This is a genomic window from Pseudomonas jinjuensis, from assembly GCF_900103845.1.
GTDB classification, from domain to species: Bacteria; Pseudomonadota; Gammaproteobacteria; order Pseudomonadales; family Pseudomonadaceae; genus Pseudomonas; species Pseudomonas jinjuensis.
Genome location: NZ_FNIJ01000006.1, coordinates 13,799 through 34,108 on the forward strand (window position 1 = coordinate 13,799; position 20,310 = coordinate 34,108).

General features: G+C 64.9%; 16 protein-coding genes. 2 read left to right on the top strand and 14 right to left on the bottom strand.

Annotation, left to right across the window (positions count from 1 at the left end):
• Window positions 1–364 precede the first annotated feature (364 nt).
• Window positions 365–3,055, top strand: coding sequence for a winged helix-turn-helix domain-containing protein (locus BLR75_RS09710; RefSeq protein ID WP_169720225.1), 2,691 nt, complete (start codon window positions 365–367; stop codon window positions 3,053–3,055).
• A 45-nt stretch (window positions 3,056–3,100) separates the two neighbouring features.
• On the opposite strand, the gene BLR75_RS09715 is transcribed toward BLR75_RS09710, so the two are convergent.
• The 14 genes from BLR75_RS09715 to BLR75_RS09780 form a co-directional block, all read right to left on the bottom strand.
• Window positions 3,101–3,964: an MBL fold metallo-hydrolase gene (locus BLR75_RS09715; RefSeq protein ID WP_084310694.1), complete on the bottom strand. Its 864-nt coding sequence runs from the start codon at window positions 3,962–3,964 to the stop codon at window positions 3,101–3,103.
• Window positions 3,965–4,073: 109 nt separating this feature from the next.
• Window positions 4,074–4,880, bottom strand: coding sequence for an enoyl-CoA hydratase-related protein (locus BLR75_RS09720; RefSeq protein WP_084310695.1), 807 nt, complete (start codon window positions 4,878–4,880; stop codon window positions 4,074–4,076).
• Window positions 4,881–5,112: 232 nt separating this feature from the next.
• Window positions 5,113–6,006 (bottom strand): enoyl-CoA hydratase, encoded by an 894-nt coding sequence (locus BLR75_RS09725; RefSeq protein WP_084310696.1) that lies wholly within the window; start codon window positions 6,004–6,006, stop codon window positions 5,113–5,115.
• Window positions 6,007–6,051: 45 nt separating this feature from the next.
• Window positions 6,052–7,620, bottom strand: a complete 1,569-nt coding sequence (locus BLR75_RS09730; protein ID WP_084310697.1) for a long-chain-fatty-acid--CoA ligase — start codon at window positions 7,618–7,620, stop codon at window positions 6,052–6,054.
• A 44-nt stretch (window positions 7,621–7,664) separates the two neighbouring features.
• A complete protein-coding gene (locus BLR75_RS09735; RefSeq protein ID WP_084310698.1) occupies window positions 7,665–8,813 on the bottom strand; it encodes an acyl-CoA dehydrogenase family protein in 1,149 nt (382 codons plus the stop codon).
• Between the two features lie 18 nt (window positions 8,814–8,831).
• Window positions 8,832–9,662 (bottom strand): SDR family NAD(P)-dependent oxidoreductase, encoded by an 831-nt coding sequence (locus BLR75_RS09740; protein ID WP_084310699.1) that lies wholly within the window; start codon window positions 9,660–9,662, stop codon window positions 8,832–8,834.
• Window positions 9,663–9,808: 146 nt separating this feature from the next.
• Window positions 9,809–11,377 carry a long-chain-fatty-acid--CoA ligase gene (locus BLR75_RS09745; RefSeq protein ID WP_084310700.1) on the bottom strand — a complete coding sequence of 523 codons (1,569 nt, stop codon included), beginning with the start codon at window positions 11,375–11,377 and terminating at the stop codon, window positions 9,809–9,811.
• Window positions 11,378–11,459: 82 nt separating this feature from the next.
• Window positions 11,460–12,062, bottom strand: a complete 603-nt coding sequence (locus BLR75_RS09750; RefSeq protein ID WP_084310701.1) for a DUF2889 domain-containing protein — start codon at window positions 12,060–12,062, stop codon at window positions 11,460–11,462.
• A gap of 106 nt (window positions 12,063–12,168) precedes the next feature.
• Complete coding sequence (locus tag BLR75_RS09755; protein WP_084310702.1) at window positions 12,169–13,314, bottom strand: acyl-CoA dehydrogenase family protein; 1,146 nt, start codon at window positions 13,312–13,314, stop codon at window positions 12,169–12,171.
• Window positions 13,315–13,402: 88 nt separating this feature from the next.
• Window positions 13,403–14,233 carry an SDR family NAD(P)-dependent oxidoreductase gene (locus BLR75_RS09760; protein WP_084310703.1) on the bottom strand — a complete coding sequence of 277 codons (831 nt, stop codon included), beginning with the start codon at window positions 14,231–14,233 and terminating at the stop codon, window positions 13,403–13,405.
• A gap of 38 nt (window positions 14,234–14,271) precedes the next feature.
• Window positions 14,272–14,691, bottom strand: coding sequence for a MaoC family dehydratase (locus tag BLR75_RS09765; RefSeq protein WP_084310704.1), 420 nt, complete (start codon window positions 14,689–14,691; stop codon window positions 14,272–14,274).
• A 10-nt stretch (window positions 14,692–14,701) separates the two neighbouring features.
• Window positions 14,702–15,139 (bottom strand): MaoC family dehydratase N-terminal domain-containing protein, encoded by a 438-nt coding sequence (locus BLR75_RS09770; RefSeq protein ID WP_084310705.1) that lies wholly within the window; start codon window positions 15,137–15,139, stop codon window positions 14,702–14,704.
• A gap of 55 nt (window positions 15,140–15,194) precedes the next feature.
• Window positions 15,195–16,388 (bottom strand): lipid-transfer protein, encoded by a 1,194-nt coding sequence (locus tag BLR75_RS09775; RefSeq protein WP_084310706.1) that lies wholly within the window; start codon window positions 16,386–16,388, stop codon window positions 15,195–15,197.
• Between the two features lie 419 nt (window positions 16,389–16,807).
• A complete protein-coding gene (locus BLR75_RS09780) occupies window positions 16,808–17,938 on the bottom strand; it encodes a CaiB/BaiF CoA transferase family protein (RefSeq protein ID WP_084310707.1) in 1,131 nt (376 codons plus the stop codon).
• A gap of 427 nt (window positions 17,939–18,365) precedes the next feature.
• Here BLR75_RS09780 and BLR75_RS09790 point away from each other — a divergent pair, with 427 nt between their 5' ends.
• Window positions 18,366–20,309: a DUF1302 domain-containing protein gene (locus BLR75_RS09790; RefSeq protein WP_084310708.1), complete on the top strand. Its 1,944-nt coding sequence runs from the start codon at window positions 18,366–18,368 to the stop codon at window positions 20,307–20,309.
• Window position 20,310 lies beyond the last annotated feature (1 nt).

Sequence of the window (20,310 nt, forward strand, 5' to 3'; positions counted from 1 at the left end):
GTCGATGCGTGATCTGCATTGGTAAGGAACTGTCCGGCAAGGTAGCCAGCCGATCGCGGCTCGCCCCCACTCGAGTAGGGGTGAATTCCCCACCCCCACCCATCAGCGAACGCCGCGATACGCCAGGCGACGCTCACCAGCGGCCACTGGCCCATTGCAGGAAGTGGCCAGGTCACCGGGACCTTGTACCCTTACAGGTTGAGCAGGGGAGTATCCTTGCGCTTGGAGGTAGCTCTTGAAGTCTTCATGCCGGAGCGGTTATTGGTAAATAACTGTCCTGCGCAGCATCCATGCCATGCATGGGGTGTACCCACTCCACTACGGGCGATCACCCCCTTCATCGAATTACAACAAGTGTCGCTTCATGAACCCGATGCCCCAATTGATCACCACCAAGTTCGCACCGCCTCGCATCAGCAGCCATGCGGTGCCACGCGAGCAGCTGCTCGAACGCCTGGGCAAGGCACACAACGCCCGCCTGGTGCTGGTGACCGGCGGTGCCGGCTATGGCAAGACCACCCTGCTGGCGCAGTGGAGGCAAATCCTGATCCGGGAGGGGGCCGATGTGGCCTGGCTATCGCTGGCGCCTGAAGACGAGACCTTGAGCCTCTTCGGCGCCGACCTGCTGGGCACCCTGCTGCAAGCGGGCCTGCCGCTGGAAGACAACCTGTTCAAACTGCTCGAGGCCGGTACGCAGGAAGGTGCGCGGGCCTTTGCATCGGTACTGATCAATACCATCGCACGGGTCAGCGCACGCCTGTACCTGATCCTCGACGACTTCCAGCATGCCAGGGACCCGCGCATCACTGCGATGATGCAACTGCTGATCGACCGGGCTCCCACCAACCTTCACCTTGTGCTTGCCTCGCGTGACATGCCTGGCCTCCTGCTGGGCAGGCTCCGCGGCATGGGGGAAGTGTGCGAGATCGCCAGTTCCGAACTGGGCTTCAGCTTCCGGGAGTCAGAGGCATTCCTCAAAGCCTGCCTGGGCGACGACGTCAAACTGGATGTTGCCCATTCGATTCACGACATCGCCGCCGGGTGGCCGATCGGACTGCAACTGATGGCGAACGCACTGAAAGGCAGCCCCCGCAAACAGGCGCTGACTCCCTTGCCGCAATACCAGGCGGGACTTGCCGACTATCTGGCCGAGGAAGTCCTCGCCCCACTGCCGCAGGCGCTGATCGACTTCCTGCAAAAGATCGCGATTCTCCGTCGCTTCAATGCGGCCGTCGCGGCTCATGTGGCGGACTCGCTTGATGCATCGGAGCTGATTGCAACGCTCCAGACGCAGAACCTGTTCGTGCTGCCGGCCGGAAACGAGGGTGGGCATCAGTGGTACCGGCTGCATCCCTTGTTCGCCGAGTTCCTCGGTCAACGCCTGGCCGCCTCGCCAGTCGATGTTGGCCTCCTGCACCGCAAGGCTGCGCAATGGTTCGAGGGCGCCGGCCTGATTGCCGAGGCCGCGCGCCATGCCATCCTCTGCGAAGACCTGGATGTCCTCATCGAATTGCTGGAGCGCTCCCAAGGCTCCTACCACAGCGTCAGCAACCTCAATCAGTACACGCGCTGGCTCGACAGCGTGCCTCTGGAGCGGCTGGCCCAGCACCCCGGTATCCTGCTCATGGGGGCTTGGAGCTGCCTGCTGCTGGTGCAGACCGACAAGGCGGAAACCTGGCTTAACGCGCTCGAAACAACCCAGACGACCACGACCTGGACGCCGCACATCAGCCTGGTCAGGGCAACCATCGCACTGCAGCGCGACGACCTGGCCCGCTGTTTCGCCTTGCTCGAGACTCTGGAAGGCCGGCAGTTCACCCACCCGCTCTACGAACAGGTACGCAGCGCCATGTACCTCATGTGCCTCGCGTACATGGGGATGCATGACCGGGCTCGACAATACTTCAACGCGCCACGTACGCGACCGTTGCACGCCAGCACTGACGAGATCGCCTTGATCTTCCAGGCCACGGGGGCCCATGCGGCATTCATCGAGGGCGACATCCTGGAAGCCGAGCGTCTGGCCAGCGACGCGCTGCACCGCGCTGAACGGTTCCATGGCAAAGGTTCGGTCAGCGCCTGCAATTGCGCCGTGGTCCTGGCGGAAGCGCTCTACGAGGGCGATCGCATCGACGATGCGCGAGAGGCGATCACCAACCGCCTCGGCATGCTGCATTTCTCCACACCGACCTACATGATTCGTACGGCGGTCTGCTACATACGCCTGCAATACCATCAGGAAGGGGCACAGCGGGCACTGGACTACCTGACTAGGAAGATCTCCGGTTTCCGCGCCCTGGGTTGCCCGCGCGGTATTGCCAACATGCTGGTCGAGCAAGTACGCATCCTGCTGGGCAATGGTGACTGGCGGCAAAGCGAGGGGCCGCAGAAGGCGCTGGATGGCCTCGCCCAGGAGCATCAGAACCAGCAGACGCCAGTCGATGCCGAGATCGTTGCGCTCGCCACCCTCTCCCGAGCACGGCTGACATTGGCGAGACAGGAACCCGAGCAGGCGCTGAAGCTGGTCGACGACGCCCAACAGATTGCCGACCGCTACCAGCGCGGACAGTGGCAGGCACAGGCTGGTGTGCTGCGCGCCCTGGCTCTGGAGGCACTTGGCCGGGAGAGCGACGCCATGCAACTGCTGCGTGGGCTTCTCGATCAGGCTTACCGCAAAGGCCTGATACGCTCCTTGCTGGATGAAGGGAAACCCTTGCGCGAGCTGCTGCTGCGCCTGGATTGCCGGGATGACGCCGTGCTGGAGAGCTTCCGCCTGCGCCTGGCCGACGCAGCCCTGCAGGCGATCCCCAGCCCTTCCGGCACACCGCAGGGCGCACAGGCACTCAGCGCGGGAGAAAGCAACCTCCTCACCAAGCGGGAACAGCAGATCATCGAATTGCTGGAACAATCGATGTCCAACAAGCGCATTGCCCAGACGCTCAACCTGAGCCTGGAAACGGTCAAGTGGAACCTGAAGAACATCTACGCCAAGCTGGGCGTGGCCGGGCGCTACGAAGCGATCATCGCGGCCCGCCAGCAGATGGAAGACGACTGAGCCGAGCCGACATAGACTCGAAAGCCAGGCCGGCCTCGTACCGGCCTAGCAATCCATGCGCACGATGGCCGGGTGCTGGTCGTATGGCTGATAGCGTGACTGCCTGTCGCGTAACACTCTGATCATCGCCGTGCCAGGGTCCCGGCTGAGTACCAGACGTCCGCCGCTAGCCACGAGATGATCGAGCAACTGCTCCTTCTCATCGACTAGGTATTCGGGATTGCGATCGAACGAACTGGTGATATCCAGACGGAGCCAATGGATGCCCGGCACTAGATCCCCAGCGAACACCACAGCGCCGCCTGGCATCGCGATTTCAGGCAGCAATTGCCCAGGCGTATAACCGTCGCTGACATGGAAATGCCAGTCCGTACCGAAATCGGCGCATTGCCTGCCTTCAATTAGTTCTAGACGGCCGCTTTCCTCCAAGTGATCCAGGAGCTGTGGAACGAACAGAGCCCGGTCGCGGGGATGCGGATGGCATGCGCGCATCCAATGGCGCCTGCCGACAAAGTACCGGGCCGCAGGAAACAACAGTCGTGGCGTATCACCGTCGTGCACGGCCGCTTGCAGCTCCGCGGATAGGAAGGCGTGCAGATGGGTCAGCACCACCCCTTGGATATCTCGCTCGCCGAGGCCAAGTGCCTGCAGGCCGTCGAGCAGCCCCTTCCTATAGGGCTGGCAACGACAGGTGCGTGACGGTGGAGCCAACAGGGCATCGCTTCCCGCCAGCACCAGAATGTTTCGCCCGGCTTCCTGTACCAGCAGTGCCCGGGACTCCAGCCGTACACGGTTATGGTCGTCCGGCCTGAGCCAATCGACCCAGCACTGACGAGGCAGGGCGCCGAACACGGCTCCGCCGTCGAGCAGGCGGGCAGGTCCGAACAGTGTTGAGAGTTTGCGGTTCACGTCGATCGACCTCTACACCCGTCTTCATGTTTCAGGCGGAACCGGCCCTGTTCAGGCCGATGGCCTGATGCCGCAGCGCAGGGTGGCGGCGATGCGGCTTCGGCCTGCCTCAATCGCGCCCGGCGAACTCCGGCTCGCGCTTGTCGAAGAAGGCCTGGACGCCCTCCTCGAAGGTCGGCAGATCCAGCAGCTCGCCCTGGCGATCCGCCTCGTAGGCGAGCTGGCCCGCCAGGTCGTTGCGACTGGCCGCGTCGAACGCCCTGCGCGCCTCAACCACGCCATGGGCCGGTAGGCGGGAAAGCTGCAGGGCCAGATTCATGGCTGTCTCCGGCAATTGCTCGTCATCGACGCAGGCATGGACCATGCCCCAGTGCTCGGCCTGTTCCGCCGACCAGCGCTCGCCGGTAAGCGACAGTGCAAGCGCACGTGCGCTGCCCAGCATGCGCTGGAGGAACCAGGTTCCACCGAGGTCAGGAATCAGGCCGAGCTTGGTGACGAAGGGCAGGTAGAAGTAGGCCGAGCGTGCAGCGACTATGACATCACCGGCCAGCGCAATGCCCACCGCGCCACCGGCCACGCCGCCATTGAGCGCGACCACGACCGGCACCGGCAATTCGCGCAGCTCGGCCGTCACCTTGTTGAACACGTTGCGCATCATCCTGGCGACGTTCTCGCCGCGGCTGAGGCCCAGGTCGTTCTTCCGGGTGAGCGCATCCAGGTCGGCACCAGCGCTGAACAACCTGCCGTTGGCGGTCAGCAACAAGGCGCGTACCGCCTTGTCGCGGCGCACCTCGGCCAGGGCGTCGAGCACCTCCAGAAGCATGGCTTCGCTGAGCGCATTCAGGGATTTCGGCTGGTTCAAGGTGATGACGGCAACGGCGCCTTCCCTGGCGCAGGTAATCGACTGGTAACTCATGACTGGCACCCGATGGTTGATTGCTGGCAAAAAAAAAGCCGGGCCGCGAGGCCCGGAAAGGATGACCACAACGCACTACAGGCAGTCCGGCCGCCGGTCCCAAAGGACCTGCGTCTCCAGGCGGAGAGCCAACCCGAGGGTGAGTTGGTCGGGACGACCGGGGACCAGATTAGAGGCGGGACCCGGCTCGGCCACCGCTCATGGAGAGGGGACCTCCCCCACCCCACCCTGCCTATTGGTCCTTCGCGCCGACCTGGCCCGAGGCGGCCGCGGCACTGGTCATGCGCGGTGCGCCGGAGGGGTCCATCAGCGTGCCGAAGCGCATCAGGTTGTGGCTGTGGCACACCTGGTGCAGGGCGAAGGCGGTCTGCATGGCGTTGACGCGGCCCTGGGCATCCTGGGCGGCATTCAGCGCCTCCTTGGTCAGCTTCAGCGCGAACAGCGGCTTCTGTGCAATGTTCGATGCCAGCGCCAGGGTGAAGTCAGCCAGTTTCTCCGGCGCCACCACGTGGTTGACCATGCCCATGCGCCAGGCGTCCTGGGCGGTGAGCCAGCCGGAAGTGAAGAGAAATTCCTTGGCCTGGCGCAGGCCCAGCTCCCAAGGGTGGACGAAGTACTCCGCGCCGCAGATGCCCATGGCCACGGTGTTGTCCATGAACAGGGCGTCCTCGGCGGCGACTATCAGGTCGCACGGCCAGACCAGCATCAGGCCGCCGGCGATGCACTTGCCTTGTACCTGGGCGATGGTCGGTTTGGCGATGTTGCGCCAGCGCTCGGAGAAGCCGAGGTAGATTTCCTTTTCCCGGGTCATCTGCGCCTCGGTGCCAGAGGTGCAGCAGCCGAAACCGCACCAGGTGCCCACGGTCTGGTAATCGGCCATGGCTTCCATGGCGTTTTCCTCGGTTACGTCATGGCCGGCGGAGAAGTGCTCGCCTTTCGCCGCGAGGATAATCACCTTCACCTCGTCGTCGCCGTTGGCCAAGTCGAAGGCGCTGTTCAGTTCGTAGAGCAGGCGGGTGTCCTGGGCATTGCGCTTTCCCACCCGGTCGAGGCTGATGCGTGCGACGTGGGGCGCCGGCTTCTCGAAGGCAATGGTCTGGAAATCGGTAGCGGGAATCTGGCTCATGGTTTTCCTCGATCATTCTTGGTTGTCTTGTTCCAGGAGCGCGACTCAGGCGATGCCGCGCTGCTGGTTTTCCCAGAACGGCTTGCGCAGTTCGGTCTTCAGCACCTTGCCCACGCCCGACAGCGGCAACGCATCGCGGAACTCCACGCTGCGCGGGCACTTGTAGCCGGCGATGCGTTCGCGGCAGTGGGCGACTATCGCTTCGGCCGTGGTGCTGGCCTCTGGCTTGAGCACGATGACGGCATGCACCGTCTCGCCCCATTGCGCGCAGGGGATGCCGATCACCGCGCTCTGCGCCACCGCCGGGTGGCTGGCGATGGCGGTCTCGACCTCGGCGGAGTACACGTTCTCGCCACCGCTGACGATCATGTCCTTGAGCCGGTCGCAGACGTAGACGAACCCGTCGTCATCCATGTAGCCGCCGTCGCCGGTGTGCATCCAGCCATTGCGCAGGGCTTCGGCGGTGGCCTCCGGCTTGTTCCAGTAGCCGAGCATGACGTTGGGCCCGCGCACCACGATCTCGCCGACGGTGCCACGGGGCACTTCGCGGTCGTTGCCATCGAAGATGCGCACCTCGACGCAGGCCCCCGGCCGTCCGGCCGAGTACATCTTGCCGCTCTGCTGGTGCTCGGCACTGTGGTATTCGGCGCTGAGCGTCGTGGCGAGCGGCGCCAGCTCGGTCATGCCGTAGCCCTGGAAGAAGCCGGCCGCGGGGAAGGCCTGGCGGGCGCGGTCTAGCAAGGTGGCGGTGATCGGCGAGGCGCCGTAGCAGATGGTGGACAGCGAGCCGAGGTCGAGGACGGTCGCCTCCGGGTGGCTGTCCCGCCAGTCCAGCAGCATCTGGATCATGGTCGGCGCCAGGAGGGTCTGGGTGACGCGCTCCCGGGCGATTGTCTCCAGCACCACCTGCGGTACAAAGGACGGCAGCACGACGTGCGAGCCGCCAGTGATGAACAGGCCGTTCATGGCCCAGTAGTCGGCCAAGTGGAACATCGGCATCGCGTGCAGGAACACCTCGTCGCCGCCGAAGACGCCATTGGCCACGCCAGCCATCGCCGAGAAGCCGATATTGCTGTGAGTGAGCATCACGCCCTTGGGAAAGCCGGTGGTGCCACCGGTGTAGAAGATGCCCAGCAGCGAGTCGCCGCCACGGCGCGCGTCCTCCACCGGCACGGCCGCCTCGATCAGTGCCTCGTAGGAGAGCATGCCGGGCGGCGTATCCCCGTCGCCGGCATGGATCAGCGTGCGGACGGTTTTCGCCTGCGCCACCACCCGAGCACCGAGCTCGATGAAGGCGTCATCGACGATCAGCACGGAGGTGCCGGAGTCGTCCAGGGAATAGACGATCTCCGCCTCGCTCCAGCGGATGTTCACCGGGTTGAGCACGGCTTCGGCCCAGGGCACCGCCAGGTAGTACTCGATGTAACGCTGCGAATTGAGCGAGAGCATCGCCACGCGGTCGCCGCTGGCAACGCCCAGCCGCTTCAGCGCACCGGCGAGGCGGGCGACGCGATCGCCGAGCTGGCCGAAGCTGAGGCTGCGGCCCTGGTCGAAAATGGCCCGGGCGCTGGGACGCTGCTGCAGGTGCCGGTGCAGCCCTTGGGTGATGTACATGCAAAGCTCCGTTCGTGTTGTCGGGCCGTTGGCGGCCAGCGGTTTCAGAGGGAACGGCCGACCAGCTCGCGCTGGATTTCGTTGGAACCGCCATAGATGCGCTGCACGCGGGCATCGGCCCACATGCGGGCGATGGGGTATTCGTTCATGTAGCCGTAGCCACCGAAGAACTGCAGACAGCGGTCGAGCACTTCGCCCTGGCGCTCGGTCAGCCAGAACTTGCACATCGAGGCCAGGGTCGAGTCCAACTCGCCCTCGACCCAGCGCTGGATCATGTGGTCGCACAGGGTCCGCGAGGCGAGCACGGTGGCCTTCACCTCGGCCAGCACGAAGCGGGTGTTCTGGAAGTCCAGCACCGGCTGACCGAACACCTTGCGTTCCCGGGTGTACTCCAGGGTCAGTTCCAGCGCACGCTCCATGACGGCCATCGCGACGATGGCGATCTGCGCGCGCTCATAGGGCAGTTGCTTCATCATCGAATAGAAGCCCTGCCCTTCTACGCGACCGAGCAGGCAATCCGCCGGCACCTCGACGTTGTCGAAGTACATTTCCGAGGTGTCCGCCGTCACCTGGCCGACCTTGTCCAGGCACTTGCCGCGCTGGAAGCCGGGCGTCGCAGTGTCGACGATGAACAGCGAGATGCCCCTGGAGCCCTTGGCCTCCAGGTCGGTCTTGGCGACCACCACCACCATGTCGCTGATCTGGCCATTGGAGATGAAGGTCTTGGCGCCGTTGATGACGTACTTGTCACCGCGCCTTTCCGCCCGGGTGCGTATCGCCTGCAGGTCGGACCCGGTACCCGGCTCGGTCATGGCCAAGGAGCAGATCACCTCGCCGGAAGCGATCCTCGGCAACCACTGGCGCTTCTGCTCCTCCGTGCCGTCGTTCAACAAGTAGTGGCCGACGATGTGGTTCATCATCAAGGTCGCGCCACCGACGGTTCCATGGAACAGCTCATGGTTGGCCACGGCCACATGGGCCGCGGTACCGCCGCAGCCACCGTATTCGATGGGGATGTCCGGCAGGATCATGCCCATCTCGCCCATCGCCAGCCAGGCTTCGCGGCTGACACGGTGCTGCTGGCGCCACTGTTCTTCCTGCGGTGCCAGGGTCTGGGTCACGAAGCGCCGCACGCTGTCGGCGAACTGCTCGAGTTCTTCGGTCATCCAGGGGGAGCGGTAGTTGTCCAGCATGGTGATTGATCCTCAGGGTCAGATGTTGCCGTAGCCGCCGCCGCAGACTATCGTCTGCCCGGAGACATAGTCGGATTCGGGAGTGCACAGCAGGTACACCGCGCCCGCGGCCTCTTCGGGGGTGCCGCTGCGGCCCAGCGGGATGGAATGCTTGAGTACATCGAGCCCGCCCTCCCGCAGGCCGGTCGGCAGCTCGCGGCCGTCGACCACCACAGTGCCGAGCTGGGCGCCGGGCTCGACGCGGGTCAGGCGGGTGTCGATGAAACCGAAGGCCACGGCGTTGACGTTGACCTTCAGGCGGCCCCACTCCTTGGCCAGGGTCCGGGTCATGCCGAGCAGGCCGGCCTTGGCGGAGGAATAGGCCACCTGGCCAGCTTCGCCACCGGCGAGGATGGACGAGACATTGACCACCTTGCGCAGCACCTCGCGGCCTTCGGCGGCCTCCTGCTTCGCCGCGGCGCTGATGATCGGCTGGGCCGCACGCAGGATGCGGAACGGCGCGCTCATGTGGCAGTCGACCATCGCGTACCACTGCTCGTCAGTGACCTTCTGGATCACCCCGCCCCAGCCGTAGCCGGCATTGTTGACGATGATGTCGATGCCGCCGAAATGCTCGACCGCGGTGTTCACGAAGCGCTCGGCAAAATCCTCAGCGGTGACGCTGCCGTTGCAGGCCACGGCCTCGCCGCCGGCGGCACGGATTTCCGCCAGCACGGCTTCGGCCGGCGCTGTGTCCAGGTCGTTGAGCACCACGCGGGCGCCCTCGGCGGCCAGTTTCAGGGCCACACAGCGGCCGATGCCGCGACCGGCCCCGGTGACCAGGGCAGTCTTGCCTTGCAGTGTTTGCATCTCGGTACTCCTGCAAGTCGGGGATGGAAGAGCTCTTGATCCAACTGTTCAGGCAGTTCTCGGGCGCCGCGCCTCGTTTGCGAGGCACGGGAAAGCTCTTCGGAATGATTGGAGGTCCGGCCGCGTCGATTGCGGCCAGCTCGGCTTCAGGCGATGCCGCGCGCGTGGCCCTCCCAGAAGGGTTTGCGCAGTTCGGTCTTCAGCACCTTGCCCACGCCGGACAGCGGCAGGCTGTCGCGGAACTCGACGCTGCGCGGCAACTTATAGCCGGCGATGCGCTCGCGGCAGTGCGCGACGATGTCCTCGACGCTGGCCTTGGCGCCCGGCTTGAGCACGATCACCGCATGCACCGTCTCGCCCCACTTGGCGCAGGGGATGCCGATCACCGCGCACTGCGCCACGGCCGGGTGGCTGGCGATGGCGCCTTCGACCTCGGCGGAATAGATGTTCTCGCCGCCGCTGACGATCATGTCCTTCAGGCGGTCGCGGACGTAGAGGAAACCATCCTCGTCCATGTAGCCGCCGTCGCCGGTATGCATCCAGCCGCCGCGCAGGGCTTCGGCGGTGGCTTCCGGCTTGTTCCAGTAGCCGAGCATGACGTTCGGTCCGCGCGCCACGATTTCGCCGGTGGTGCCGCGCGGTACTTCGCGGTCCTCGCTGTCGACGATGCGCACCTCGACACAGCTCACCGGCCGCCCGGCGGAGTACATCTTGCCGCTGGCCTGGTGTTCGGCGCAGTGGTATTGCGCGCCGAGCACGGTTATCGCCGGGGCCATTTCGGTCATGCCATAACCCTGGACCAGCCCGGCCGAGGGCATGGTCCCGCGCACTCGCTCGAGCAGCGCCGGAGAAATGGGCGATGCCCCGTAGAAAATGGTGCGCAACGAGCCCAGGTCGAGTCCCGCTGCGACCGGGTCCGATTCACGGCAGTCCAGCAGCATCTGGATCATGGTCGGTGCCAGCAGCGTATCGGTAGCTTTGTCCCGGCTGATCAGCTCCAGCGCCTCCCGGGGCCGGAAGGCCGGCAGCACCAGGTGCGTGCCGCCGCTGATGAACAGGCCGTTCATCGCCGACAGGTCAGCCAGGTGGAACATCGGCATGGCGTGCAGGTAGACGCTGTCCTCGCGGAAGGCCAGACCGTCGCGCAGGGCCATGGAGGAGAAGGCGAGGTTGTTGTGGCTGAGCATCACGCCCTTTGGGAAACCGGTGGTGCCACCGGTGTAGAAGATCCCCAGCAGCGCGTCGCCGCCCCGGCGCACATCCTCCACCGGCGGGTTTTCGGCGATCAGCGCTTCGTAGGAGAGCATGCCCTGCGGCGCCTCGCCGTCGCCGGCATGGATCAGCGTGCAGATGGTCTTAGACTTCTCGGCGACCTTGAGCGCCAGCTCCTTGAAGCTGTCGTCGACGATCAGCACGGTGGTTTCCGAGTCGTCCAGGGAATAGACAATCTCCTCCAGGCTCCAGCGGATGTTCACCGGATTGAGTACCGCGTCGGCCCAGGGCACCGCCAGGTAGTATTCGATGTAGCGCTGGGAGTTGATCGACAGCATGGCGACGCGGTCGCCGCTGACCACGCCGACGCGCTTCAAGCCGCCCGCCAGGCGGGCGACGCGGTCGCCGAGCTGGGCGAAGCTGACGCTCTGACCCAGGCTACGGATGGCGATTGCATGCGGGCGCTGTTGCATGTGGCGGTGCAGCGCTTGAGTAATGTTCATCAAATACCTCCGATCTTATTTTTGTAGGAGTTCGCCAGGCTGTGTTCGCGGCGCCCTCAGGGCCTTCCGGCGTCCTTGCGCATCATTCGGTTTCAGCGGTGCCGGCCATCGCTTGCCGTCGCCAGTTGCTCCATTGCTCCTGCAGTCGCCGGGCCGGCTCGCCATCGGCACGGTAGGCGTGGCAGGCGCCGATGACGAAGGGCCTGGGCGGCTCGTAGCCCGGTTCCGCAACAGCCCGTTGCCGCATCGCTTCAACCTGCAGGGGCATGCTGCTCTGGTACAGGGTGGTGGCCATGGGGCCGAGCAGTTCGGTCAGGTGGGTGCAGCCCTGAATGCCGCCCATGCGCTCCTTGACCCGCCGAGTGAAGCCGGGGCCGATTCGCAGGCCCTCCAGGGCCGCGTAGGCGGAGGCGATGCCCGGACATTCGGGCGTCGGTGCCGCTTCGGTCACGGCGCTGACCTTGCGGATCACGAACTCTTCATCAACGACCATGACCACGCGCATCTGGTGCAAGGGCTCGCCAGCCCGTACGGTGCGGTACACGTCGACCATGTCGCTCGGTTTGGTGTCGAGCAGCCGGCCTTCGACCTCGATCAGGCCATCGTCGCGCAGGTAGCCGGTGCAGGTAACCTGGCGGGTATGCAGCAGGCGCCGGCCGGGCTGGTGAGTGGGTTGGTCCGTCATCAGGGCAGTCTCGGGAAGCTGTTCAGCCAGTTTATGCCTCGTGCGGCGCGCCTTTCGGTACGCCGACACAGGGCGCCAACAACGGCGCTACGCACGTCGCACCCGCTCAGAGCGAACGGCCCACCAGCTCGCGCTGGATCTCGTTCGCACCACCGTAGATGCGCGCGACGCGGGCATCGGCCCACATGCGGGCGATGGGGTACTCGTTCATGTAGCCGTAGCCGCCGAAGAACTGCAGGCAGGTGTCGATCACCTCGCTGTTGCGCTCGGTCAGCCAGAACTTGCCCATGGACGCCAGGGTGGAATCCAGTCGGCCCTCGATCCATTCCTGGATCATGTAGTCGCAGAAGGTTCGCGAGGCCAGTACAGTGGCCTTGGCGTCGGCCAGCTTGAAGCGGGTGTTCTGGAACTCCAGCACCGGCTTGCCGAATACCTTGCGTTCCCGGGTGTACTCCAGGGTCAGCTTCAACGCGCGCTCCATCTGGGCCGTAGCGGCCATGGCGAGCTGCGCCCGCTCGTAGGGCAGCTGCTTCATCAGGGTGTAGAAGCCCTTGCCTTCCACGCCGCCGAGCAGGCAGTCGGCCGGGACCTCGACATCGTCGAAGTACATCTCCGACGTATCGGAGGACGTCAGCCCCACCTTGTCCAGGACCTTGCCACGGCGGAAACCTGGTAGCCGGGTGTCGACCAGGAAGATCGAGGTGCCCTTGGCGCCTGCGCTCAGGTCGGTCTTGGCCACCACCGCCACCATGTCGCTCAGTTGGCCGTTGGTGATGAAGGTCTTGGCGCCGTTGATCACGTACTTGTCACCGTGCCTTACCGCACGGGTGCGCACGGCCTGCAGGTCGGAACCGGTGCCCGGCTCGGTCATCGCGACGGAGCAGATCACTTCGCCGGAGGCGATCCTCGGCAGCCAGTACTGCTTCTGCGCCTCAGTGCCGTCATCGAGGATGTAGTGGCCGACTATATGGCTGATGCCGAGCCCGAGGCCCGCAACGCCGGCGTAGCTGAGTTCGTTAATCACCGCCGCCACATGCGCCGGGGTACCGCCGGAACCGCCATACTCGACCGGCACGTCAGGCAGGATCATGCCCATTTCGCCGCAGGCCAGCCAAGACTCGCGGTCAGCCTGGTGCTGTTCGCGCCACTGCTCTTCACGCGGCGCGAGGGTCTGGGTAACGAAGCGGCGCACGCTATCGACAAATGGCTCGACCTCGTCGTCAAGCCAGGGAGAGCGGTAATTTTCCAGCATGGCGAAAACCTCGAATTCTTCTTGATCCTTGTGCGCCCGCCCTCTCCCGCTGATGAGAGAGAGGGCGAACGGGAAGCAGCGCGGGGCCTCAGATGTTGCCCATGCCGCCGCCGCAGACGAGGGTCTGGCCGGACACGTAGTCGGACTCCGGCAGGCAGAACATCACCACTGAGCCGGCGGCTTCGGCCGGAGTGCCCGGACGGCCCAGGGGGATCACGTGCTTGGCGCTGTCGACCACGGCCTGCTGGACGCCGACCTTGATCTGGCGACCCTCAATGTTGACGGTCTTGCTGTCCTCTCCGGCCAGCGCCTGGGTCAGGCGGGTCTCGATGAAACCGAAGGCAACGGCATTGACGTTCACCTTCATGCGGCCCCACTCCTTGGCCAGGGTCTTGGTCATGCCCAGGATACCGGCCTTGCCGGCGGAGTAGTTGGCCTGGCCGGGGTTGCCGCCAGCGGCAACGGAGGAAATGTTGACCACCTTGCGGAACACTTCGCGGCCTTCGGCGGCTTCGGCCTTGGCAGCGGCGCTGATGACTGGCTGGGCGGCACGCAGGATGCGGAAAGGTGCGGTCAGGTGGCAGTCGATGATGGCGTACCACTGCTCGTCGGTCATTTTCTGGATCACGTTGTCCCAGGTGTAGCCGGCGTTGTTGATGATGATGTCGATGGCGCCATAGTTCTCGACCGCGGTCTTGACGAAGCGATCGGCGAAATCGACGGCGGTGACGCTGCCGACGCAAGCCACGGCGTCACCACCGGCGGCACGGATCTCAGCGACTACTTCTTCGGCCGGAGTCGCATCCAGGTCATTCACCACCACCTTCGCGCCATAGGCGGCCAGTTGCAGCGCGACTTCACGGCCAATGCCACGGCCGGAGCCGGTAACCAGGGCGACTTTGCCTTCGAGCTTTTTCATCTTGCTTTACCTTCGATTCTTGTTGGTTGTGTCAGGGATCAGGCCAGAGCGACCACGGCTTCGCCGAGCAGCTTCTCTTCGCCGTGCTGGTTGCCGCAGCGGATGGCCAGGCGCACGCGCTTCTCGCCGCTTTCCTCGAACTTCTCGACGACCTTGCCGGTGCAGGTGGGGATGTGGCCGAGCTGGGTGATGCCGGTGAAACGCATCGCCAGGCTGCGCACCTGCCGCTGGGGCACCCACTGGGTCACCAGGCGGCCCAGGTAGGCGGCGGAGAGCATGCCGTGGGCGAACACATCGGGCATGCGCGCCTTGCGGGCGAAGTCGAGGTCGATGTGGATCGGGTTGTGGTCGCCGGAGGCGCCGCAGTAGAGGGCCAGGGTGGTGCGGTCGACCGGCTGCAGTTTCAGCAGCGGGATTTCATCGCCAACCTGGATATCGCTGTATTGCACGGTAGTCATCGAAGGCTCCTCAACGCTGGACCAGAGAGCAACGCAGGTCGGCGATGTGCTCGCCATCCTGGTTGGTCACGCGGGTGTCCTGCACCACGAACTGCAGGGCGCCGCCCTTCTTCTCGTAGACGTCGGCCACGCGGGTATCGAAGGTCAGCACATCCCCGGCGACAGCGGGCTTGTGGTAGCTGAACTCCTGCTCGGCATGCAGGATGCGGCCGAGGTCCCACTGCAGCAGGGCGAGGAACTCACCGAGGTCCCGCCCCTCGCCTTGCAGGCAGAAGAGGAAGGTCGGAGGAACGGGCAGGGACTTGTAGCCGGCGGCCTTGGCGGCGGCTTCGTCGCTGTACACCGGGTTGGTTTCGCCAATGGCCTTGGCGAAGAAACGCAGGCGGCCCTTCTCCACTTCGGCGGTGGTCACGCCGAGCGAGCGGCCGATCAGACTCTTGTCTGCCATCTCGGAATTCTCCTTGCAGGAAAGCGGCACGCCCTTGACGGGCGCGCCATGGAAATCAAACGCGGCCGAACAGGGTGACGACGCAAGCGCCGCCCAGGCCGAGGTTGTGCTGCAGGGCGAGATTGACGCCTTCGACCTGGCGCGCCTCTGCGGTGCCGCGCAACTGGTGGGTCAGCTCATAGCACTGCGCCAGGCCGGTGGCGCCCAGCGGGTGGCCCTTCGAAAGCAGCCCGCCGGACGGGTTGGTGACCACCTGGCCACCATAGGTGTTGTCGCCGTCGAGGACGAACTTCTCGGCACCGCCCACCGGGCACAGCCCGAGGGATTCGTAGGTGAGCAGCTCGTTGTGGGCGAAGCAGTCGTGCATCTCGGCCACACGGATGTCTTCCGGGCCGACGCCGGCCTTCTCATAGACTTCCCGGGCCGCACGCTGGGCCATGTCGAAGCCGACCATCTGGATCATCGATTTCGGCTCGAAGGCAATCGGCGTGTCGGTGGTCATCGACTGGGCGAGGATCGCCACGTCAGTGCGCAGACCGTGCTTCCTGGCGAAGGCCTCGGTGCAGATGATCGCGGCGGCGGCGCCACAGGTCGGCGGACAGGCCATCAGGCGGGTCATCACGCCCGGCCAGATCACCTGGTCGTTCATCACGTCTTCGGTGGTGACCACTTTGCGGAACAGCGCCAGCGGGTTGTTGGCCGCATGGCGGCTGGCCTTGGCGCGGATGGCGGCGAAGGTTTCCAGCTTGGTGCCGTACTTCTGCATGTGTTCGCGGCCGGCGCCACCGAACTGCTGCAGCGCCATGGGCACACCAATCGCGGCGCCATCGGCGGTCAGCTCGCCCATGACTTCAAAGTGCCTGCCCAGGATCGACGGACGATCATTGAACGTCGCGCCCAAGGCGCCCGGCTGCATCTGCTCGAAGCCCAGGGCCAGGGCGCACTCCGCTGCACCACTCTCCACCGCCTGGCGCGCCAGGTACAGGGCGCTGGAACCGGTGGAGCAGTTATTGTTGACGTTGACCACCGGGATGCCGGAGAGGCCGACTTCGTACAGTGCCGACTGGCCGCACGTGGAGTCGCCGTAGACGTAGCCGACATAGGCCTGCTGGACCAGGTTGTAATCAAGGCCGGCATCCTTCAGCGCCAGGCGAGTCGCTTCGGCGCCCATCTCGATGTAGGACCCGCTGGCGCCCGGCTTGAGGAAGGGGATCATGCCGACCCCGGCAACGTAAGGTTTCTGCGACATCACAATCTCCACGATGAGTTGAAGTTGCTTGGATCACGTCGGGTGACCCCAGCGAACGCTTGGCTATCGTTGCGAATCGGCCACAGGCTGTACCCGCTCGGGATGAGGGGACGGGGGTGGGGGTGGGGTGGCCTGGACCGAAGTACTGAGGCGCCAGTCGTGAGATTGCGAAGAAGGAGAACAAAAAAGGGAAGGGCATTTCTGCCCTTCCCTTTTGGGAAGCCAGCAATTGAGCGGACTGCAGATCGCCCTGCCCTGCCAAGCCGTACAGGCTTACTACAAGGGCCGTAGGATGGGTTGAGCGAAGCAATACCCATCAACCATGGCCGGGCACTCCCACGATCGGTATCGCAAGCTCAGACTACGCGTCCCGCCCCATCCTACAGAGCAGGAACTCCCTTTGCGGGAGAGGAGGACGATCAGGCAATCACTCCACTGGCCCGCAAACCGGCAATTTCCTCCTCGCCAAGCCCCACCTCCCGGAGAACTTCCAGGGTATGGGCGCCATTTTCCACCACCTCGCCGGCGCGCAACGGCGTGCGACTCAGGCGTGGCGCCGGAGACGGGTGCAGCACGCCACCGGTCTCGATGAAGATTTCACGCGCCTTGTTGTGCGGGTGCTCGGGCGCCTCGGCGAACGTCATCACCGGCGCAACGCAGGCATCGGTGCCTTCGAGCAGAAGCGCCCACTCGTCCCGCGAGCGAGTCAGGAACATCTCCTCCAGCTTCCCGCGCAGCGTCGGCCACTCCTGGCGCGCCCACTGGTCCTCGAAGGCCGGGTGCTCGATCCCGCACAGTTCCAGCAGCAGCCGATAGAACTGCGGCTCGATCGGGCCGATGGAAATGAACTTGCCGTCGGCACAGGTGTAGCAGCCGTAGAAAGGCGCGCCGCCGTCGAGAATGTTCCGCTGCCGCCCGTCGCTCCAGCTTCCCTGCTGACGCAGGTCGTAATACATGCTGCTGAGCAATGCCGTGCCATCGCAGATAGCTGCATCCACCACCTGCCCCTTGCCCGACTTGCGCACCTCCAACAGCGCGGCAAGCACCCCGGCGACCAGGAACATGGCACCTCCCCCCATGTCGCCCACCAGGTGCAACGGCGGGGTTGGCGCGCGATCAGCATGGCCCATGGCATGCAGCGCACCGCTCAGGGAGATGTAGTTGAGATCATGACCGGCGGCCTGGGCGAGCGGACCACTCTGCCCCCAGCCGGTCATGCGGCCGTAGACCAGCTTCGGGTTGCGCTGCAGGCACAGGTCCGGTCCGAGCCCGAGGCGCTCCATCACGCCCGGGCGAAAACCCTCGACCAGCACATCGGCGTCATCGATGAGCTTCAACAGCACCTCGGTCGCTCCGGGCTTGCGCGGATCGATGGCTATACTGCGGCGACCGCGACCGAGCAGGCTGCCATCGGCATTGAGGAAGTTGGCCACCTGACGATCGACGCGTATGACTTCCGCGCCCATGTCGGCGAGCATCATTACGGCGAAGGGTGCCGGACCGATCGCGTTCATTTCGACTATTTTCACACCAGCCAGTGGTCCTGCCATCTCATCTCTCTCGTGTCGTTGCATGAGTACCTGCCATCCGGAACGGAGCCGAATCACGGCAAGACACTAGATTTCCAGCGCCATGGCGTACCCACCCACGTGGAGGAAAGCGGCCCACCCCACCCCTCCCGACGCCCACGCAGGGTGAAAATCCGCGCGGCGAATTTCCACCGCAGCCAACGGTGAAACCTGCCCGGCCAGCATCCACGCCCCCTGCCCCCCCCCCCCTTTCCCCCCACCACGAGTGGTAGAACCCATCGGTCACGCTCCTAGGATCGGTCCTCAGCCCCCTCCCAAAACAACAAGAAACCGCTGAGGAGTACCCGCAAGTGCCCATCGCTTTTCCCCTCCCACCAACTTCGTTGCCCGTCCAGGCCGACGGCGATTCACCTTTCGACAGCCTCTTCTTCCCCCGTCGGAGCGCCGTATGAACACAACAAGAAACCGAGCCTTCCGCCTGCATCGACTGGCAGCCGCGGTGGCCCTGGGCGTGAGCGCACAGGCCCATGCCATTGACTTCAACATCGGGGAGCTCGAAGGGAAGTTCGACTCATCACTGTCCATCGGCGCTAGCTGGGCGGTTCGGGGCCCGGACCCGGATTTCATTTCCAACGCCAACGTGCTGGGCATGCGCGGTGAGTCCTCGACCCGGACCGCCGACGACAATCGCCTGAACTTCAAGAAGGGCGAGACCTTCTCGAAGATCTTCAAGGGCGTGCACGACCTGGAGTTGAAGTACGGCGAGAGCGGTATGTTCGTGCGCGGCAAGTATTGGTACGACTTCGAGCTGAAGGACGAACACCGCCTGTTCTACGACATCGACGACAGCGGCCGCGATGACCTGGCCAAGTCCTCGGGCGCGGAGTTTCTCGATGCCTTCGTCCACCACAACTACTACCTGGGGGACCTTGCCGGCAACGTGCGCCTCGGCAAGCAGGTGGTGAGCTGGGGCGAAAGCACTTTCATCGGCAACAGCATCAACTCGATCAACCCGATCGACGTCGCTGCCCTGCGCCGTCCGGGCGCCGAGATCAAGGAAGGCCTGATCCCGGTGAACATGTTCTATATCTCCCAGGGCCTAACCGACAACCTTACCGCCGAAGCCTTCTACCAGCTGGAGTGGGACAACAGCGTCGTCGACAACTGCGGCACCTTCTTTGGCAGCGATGCCGTCGCCCAGGGCTGCAACGATCGACTGGTGGGTGCCGGGCCGGACTTCGCGCAAGGCGATCCACGGGCCAACACCGGCAATATCGGCGTCGTCGCGGCCGGCCAGGGCAACGCCTTCGAACCGCGCCTCCCGGACAACGACGCCCGCGACAGCGGGCAGTACGGCATCGCCCTGCGCTGGTTCGTGCCGGAGCTGAACGACACCGAGTTCGGCGCCTACATGATGAATTACCACAGCCGCAACCCATACATCAGCTTCAAGCAGACCACAGTGGCGCCCATCACCGGCGCGCAGGTGCAAGGCATCGCCGGCCAGGTGATCGCCGCCGGCGGCACCCTCGCCCAGGCGCAACGGGCTGTGCTGGGCGCTGTCGGCCAGAACCAGCTCGACCGGCTGCGCAGCACGCGCTTCTTCATCGACTATCCGGAAGACATCCGCCTCTACGGCCTGAGCTTCCAGACCAATGTCGCCGGTGCCGCGCTGGGCGGCGAGATCAGCTACCGGCCGAACATGCCGCTGCAGATCAACACCACCGACGCCAACCTAGCCGCGCTGCAGCAAACCGACATCAAGACCTTCAGCCAGCAGGTTTCGCCGGTCTTCGTCAGCGGCGAAGCATCCGTTGCGCCGGGTGGCGATTTGCCCGGCTACAAACGCATGCCGGTGTTCCAGGCGCAGATGACCGCCACCCAATTCTTCGATCGGTTCTGGGGCGCCGACCGCCTGACCCTGGTCGGCGAGGTGGGCTACAACCGCATCAACGGCCTGGGCAGAACCGACGGTACCGACATCCGCTTCGGCCGTAATCCGATCTTCGGCCCAGGGCAGCTCGTGCCGGCGGGCACCAGTCTGTGCGTCGGCAGCAACCCGGGTACGCCGTCGGCCAGCAACCCGCAGCAGGAGTGCAACGACCACGGTTTCTACACCACCCACTCCTGGGGTTATCGCGCCCGCGCCAAGCTGGACTACAGCAACGTGCTCGCCGGCATCAACCTGTCGCCGAACCTGGCCTGGTCCCACGACGTGGATGGCAACGGCCCGAACTTCGAGGAAGGCCTAAAGGCCATCAGCATCGGCGTCGACGCCGACTACCTGAGCACCTACACCGCCAGCCTGAGTTACACCGACTTCTTTGGCGGCGATTTCAACACCAACGGTGACCGCGACTTCGTCGCGCTCAGCTTCGGCGTGAACTTCTAAC

What these genes read in the sequence shown, in the direction of transcription:
- BLR75_RS09725 (WP_084310696.1), bottom strand. Translation starts at nt 6,006, where the DNA reads ATGAGCCAGATTCCCGCTACCGATTTCCAGACCATTGCCTTCGAGAAG.
- BLR75_RS09770 (WP_084310705.1), bottom strand. Translation starts at nt 15,139, where the DNA reads ATGGCAGACAAGAGTCTGATCGGCCGCTCGCTCGGCGTGACCACCGCC.
- BLR75_RS09710 (WP_169720225.1), top strand. Translation starts at nt 365, where the DNA reads ATGAACCCGATGCCCCAATTGATCACCACCAAGTTCGCACCGCCTCGC.
- BLR75_RS09780 (WP_084310707.1), bottom strand. Translation starts at nt 17,938, where the DNA reads ATGGCAGGACCACTGGCTGGTGTGAAAATAGTCGAAATGAACGCGATC.
- BLR75_RS09755 (WP_084310702.1), bottom strand. Translation starts at nt 13,314, where the DNA reads ATGCTGGAAAATTACCGCTCTCCCTGGCTTGACGACGAGGTCGAGCCA.
- BLR75_RS09760 (WP_084310703.1), bottom strand. Translation starts at nt 14,233, where the DNA reads ATGAAAAAGCTCGAAGGCAAAGTCGCCCTGGTTACCGGCTCCGGCCGT.
- BLR75_RS09745 (WP_084310700.1), bottom strand. Translation starts at nt 11,377, where the DNA reads ATGAACATTACTCAAGCGCTGCACCGCCACATGCAACAGCGCCCGCAT.
- BLR75_RS09750 (WP_084310701.1), bottom strand. Translation starts at nt 12,062, where the DNA reads ATGACGGACCAACCCACTCACCAGCCCGGCCGGCGCCTGCTGCATACC.
- BLR75_RS09775 (WP_084310706.1), bottom strand. Translation starts at nt 16,388, where the DNA reads ATGTCGCAGAAACCTTACGTTGCCGGGGTCGGCATGATCCCCTTCCTC.
- BLR75_RS09720 (WP_084310695.1), bottom strand. Translation starts at nt 4,880, where the DNA reads ATGAGTTACCAGTCGATTACCTGCGCCAGGGAAGGCGCCGTTGCCGTC.
- BLR75_RS09730 (WP_084310697.1), bottom strand. Translation starts at nt 7,620, where the DNA reads ATGTACATCACCCAAGGGCTGCACCGGCACCTGCAGCAGCGTCCCAGC.
- BLR75_RS09740 (WP_084310699.1), bottom strand. Translation starts at nt 9,662, where the DNA reads ATGCAAACACTGCAAGGCAAGACTGCCCTGGTCACCGGGGCCGGTCGC.
- BLR75_RS09765 (WP_084310704.1), bottom strand. Translation starts at nt 14,691, where the DNA reads ATGACTACCGTGCAATACAGCGATATCCAGGTTGGCGATGAAATCCCG.
- BLR75_RS09790 (WP_084310708.1), top strand. Translation starts at nt 18,366, where the DNA reads ATGAACACAACAAGAAACCGAGCCTTCCGCCTGCATCGACTGGCAGCC.
- BLR75_RS09735 (WP_084310698.1), bottom strand. Translation starts at nt 8,813, where the DNA reads ATGCTGGACAACTACCGCTCCCCCTGGATGACCGAAGAACTCGAGCAG.